The following is a 3,847-nucleotide window of genomic DNA, read 5'->3' as shown; positions in this document are numbered from 1 at the left end:
TGAGCTTGGCTTTACCATTGCCAGGAAAACTTGTTCCCTGATAGTTTGCAAACTCACTACGCCATCGATAAATAAGTTCTGGGCGTACATCGAGTTCATGAGCTAGTTCTCTTATATTGGCTCTTGTGTAACTTAACTCAATAGCATTCATTTTAAACTCTCTACTGAATTGTCGTCTCTCTTTTTCCATTTCCTAAGATATAAATTATTAAAATAATTATACCTTAACTCTCTGTCCATGTAAATGTAGCAACTCCAGAGACACTAAAATATCTCACCCCCCTAAGTCGTTAGCCGACAGGATTTAAATTCTTTCGTATAGGTGCTGTTGGGGTCATCTATAATCCTCGTAAGTTTCTTACGGGGATTCGTTCTTTATAGCTAATAAGTTTCTGAGTACTGAAAGACCGATTAAGCGGGATAGTGATGGATTATGTAAGTTTTGCTGTTTAGGATTAGTCTTGTTATGTGGTTTGTGTTTAATTTTTCTTATATTAGGTTCTAGTGTTCTTAAAATCAATGTTTATGATAGTCAGTAAGAAATTTCTTTTGACCATATTGTTATCTCTTTTTGTTTTCATTATCGGAACCTGGATATCAATTGGGGTAATCAACAGACAGGGTAAAAAAGAAATAGGTAAATTTATTTCTACCATAAATCTGACCACACTACAAAGCATTCATCTGTGGGCTGACCGGCATTACTCAGTGGTAAAACAAGAGGTTGATGAATTATCGCCACTGATAAATGAATTAGTTACTCAAAAAATAACTAACGAGGCTTCTGTAGACTCATCTATTTTGATAGAATTATCTGGCTTGATCGATTTAAATGATTATACGGGCTATGTTATTTTAAATAGGGATAATATAGCCTTGTCATCTTTTGGTGTTGACTGGATTGGTAAGCGAGAAGTATGGCATGGACAGAATAAGTTTCTGCAGAAGGTTTGGAAAGGCGAAACAATTATAAGTAGTCCCTTTTACGTAATGAGTACTCCTGACGAGTACTCATTAAGCATGTTTGTTGGATCACCAATAAAGGACGAGTCTGAAACAATTGTAGCTATTCTTCTAATTTCCATTGATCCTTTTAAGAATTTCACAAAAATTTTTAAACATGGTAGGATAGGTGATAGTGGTGAAAATTATGCAATTGATAAAGCGGGCAGATTGCTAAGTGAAAGTAGGTTTCCTGATCAGTTAAAAGCAGCTGGTTTGATTAAGAGTGTGGGTGGTGAAATTATTAATTCATCTGTACAAGCGATAAATACTCAATTCTTTTTTAAGGATAAAAACATATTCTCTTCGGACTCTATACCCTTATCAGATTTGGACTCTCATTATTTTGCTAAGATTTCCGGTATGAATCTGGATGGATATCTCGATTACCGAGGGAGTAATGTTGTTGGCGTGTGGACCTGGGATGAGGAATTAAATATGGGTATTGTTACTAAACTTGATGCTGACGAAGCTTTTAAGGTTTATAATAGGATCCAGTCTGCGATCATGATCCTCTTTTTTGTTTGGATCATCACATTTCTTCTTGTAAGTACAGTATATTATTATTGGTTTAAGAGTTTAAGTCAAAGGGAGAAAACCTACGTAGACCTATTTAATTATTCCCCAATGGGAATGTATCAAACAACTCCCCAAGGTGAAATTATAATGGCTAATCAAACCTTGCTTGATATGATGAAGTATGATTCGTTAGGTGATATGCAAAGCCGCAATCTTGAAACGGATGGGTATAGTAAAGAATCCCCAACTACTCGTCAGAAATTTAAAGAAAAAATTGAGAGCGAGAATGTTGTGAAGGGAGTAGAGGGGGAATGGGAAACACGAAATGGTGATATTCTTTACGTCAGAGAAAATGCAAGAATTGTACGTGATAAAAATGGAAAAACATTGTATTACGAAGGTATAGTTGAAGATATTTCGGTACAGAAAAAGGCAGAAATTGAATTAAAATCTCAGAAGGAATTCTTAAAAATGGTAATTGATACCAGTCCCAATTTTGTTTTTGTTAAGGACTGGGAGGGGCGATTCACTTTAGTCAATAAAAAAATGGCTGAACTATTTGGGCAGTCTGTTGAAGAGATGATTGGGAAAACGGAAATGGACATCAATCCCAATAAAAAAGATACAGAGAAGTTCTTATTGGATGATAGAGAAGTGATGACGACTCTTCAGTCTAAAATCATTTCAGAAGAGCTTTTTGTTAGCACGCACACGGGTGAAAAATATTGGTTTTATACTGAAAAAGTGCCCCTCATACTTTCAAATGGTGAATCCAGGCAGGTGCTTGGAGTTTTGACTGATATATCTGCTCTTAAGCAGACAGAAGAAACCATCCGTCAAATAACCGATCGTCTTCAGTTGGCAACCCAAACCGCAAATATTGGTATTTGGGATTTAGATGTTGTCAAAAACAAATTGGTATGGGATGAGGGCATGTATTCTCTTTATGGCATAAATGCAGATACCTTCTCAGGAGTTTATGAGGCATGGGAGTCAGGTCTTCATCCGGATGATAAGGAGAGAGCAGATGAAGAACTACAAATGGCTTTGCGGGGCGAAAAGGAATTTGATACAGAGTTTCGAGTTCTTTGGCCTGATAATTCGGTTCGTTATTTAAAAGCCTTTGGCTCTGTTCATCGTAACGACAAGGGGGAGCCTATTCGTATGCTTGGAACAAATTGGGATATAAGCTTGCTAGTGGAAGCAAAAAAGGAAATTGAAAATAAGAATGAGAGTTTATTGGAATTGGATAAAGCAAAAAGTGATTTCTTACGGATTATTAGTCATGAGATTATGACGCCACTGAATGGTATATTAGGGTTTACTCATATTTTGAGAGATAGTGTTGATTCGGAAGAACTATTGTTGTTTGTTGAATCTTTGGAAGAGTCGGCCAATCGTCTTCATCGATTCTCAAATAATGCTGTTATGGTTACTTCTTTAAAATTGGGTCGACACAAGTTGAGATTGAATAAAGTCTTTATTAAACCAATGCTTGATTCGTTGATTCATTCACTTTCGGATCAAATAAAGAAAAAAAATATTAAAATTCAGAATGATATATCGACCAGTAACTGTTTCCTGATTGATGGAGACTTAATGTTAATCTGCTTTAAGAACATCATTACCAATGCCATAAAATATAGCCCGAAGAATGGTACAATTCTCATAACTTCATCACGTTATAATACAATTGAGTTTATAGATGAAGGTAATGGCTTTTCAAATATGGCATTGAATAATCTGTTCAAATTTTTCTCTCCGGGAGAAAAGCATATAGATCGAAATGAAGGTATGGGCCTGGCACTTTCAAATTTAATTGTGAAAGCACATTCGGGTGAGATTAGTGTGAAAAATATGGAGCTTAAAGGGGCTTTGGTAAGGCTTACTATTCCATTAATAAATATGCAGTGATTCAGATTCTGAACAACGAAACCAGACAAGGCTTTTTTTTTGTAATCCTATTCCAACCAAATTGTTTGGAGGAATATAATGCCCAGCGCTTTTTATACTAACCTTAAGTCATGCAATCAATGAATATTTATAAAGGGGACAAATAAGCGGGTATTATAATATTCACAATCTTATAAGATTTTAGTTTCCAGGTTTTAACACGCTTTAAGGTGAGTTGTGTTGGGACTATAATCTAAATCCTCGTAAGTTTTATCTTACGGGGATTCATTTTTTAGCTTAAAAAAGTTCGATTAATTGATCTCGATAGAAGCGGGATAAGTGATCGGGATAGAAACGAATAAGATCTAGGTAAATACCCCTTAAGAATCCTTTATAATGGCTCCACTATTCCGTTTTATTATCTGAATGTACC

General features: G+C 35.5%; 2 protein-coding genes. One reads left to right on the top strand and one right to left on the bottom strand.

Annotated features, from left to right (window positions below):
• Nucleotides 1–190, bottom strand: a 190-nt coding sequence (locus tag ABY905_RS14900) for a transposase (protein WP_372645278.1), incomplete at its 3' end; no start/stop codon positions are given.
• A gap of 335 nt (nucleotides 191–525) precedes the next feature.
• On the opposite strand from ABY905_RS14900, the gene ABY905_RS14895 reads away from it, so the two are divergent.
• Nucleotides 526–3,435 carry a PAS domain S-box protein gene (locus ABY905_RS14895; protein ID WP_372645276.1) on the top strand — a complete coding sequence of 970 codons (2,910 nt, stop codon included), beginning with the start codon at nucleotides 526–528 and terminating at the stop codon, nucleotides 3,433–3,435.
• The last annotated feature ends 412 nt before the right edge of the window (nucleotides 3,436–3,847 follow it).

The sequence above is a fragment of the Ancylomarina sp. genome, from assembly GCF_041555295.1.
Classification (GTDB): domain Bacteria; phylum Bacteroidota; class Bacteroidia; order Bacteroidales; family Marinifilaceae; genus Ancylomarina.
Note: the sequence above shows the minus strand (reverse complement) of the source record. Positions and strands in the feature narration are given on the sequence as shown.

What these genes read in the sequence shown, in the direction of transcription:
- ABY905_RS14895 (WP_372645276.1), top strand. Translation starts at nt 526, where the DNA reads ATGATAGTCAGTAAGAAATTTCTTTTGACCATATTGTTATCTCTTTTT.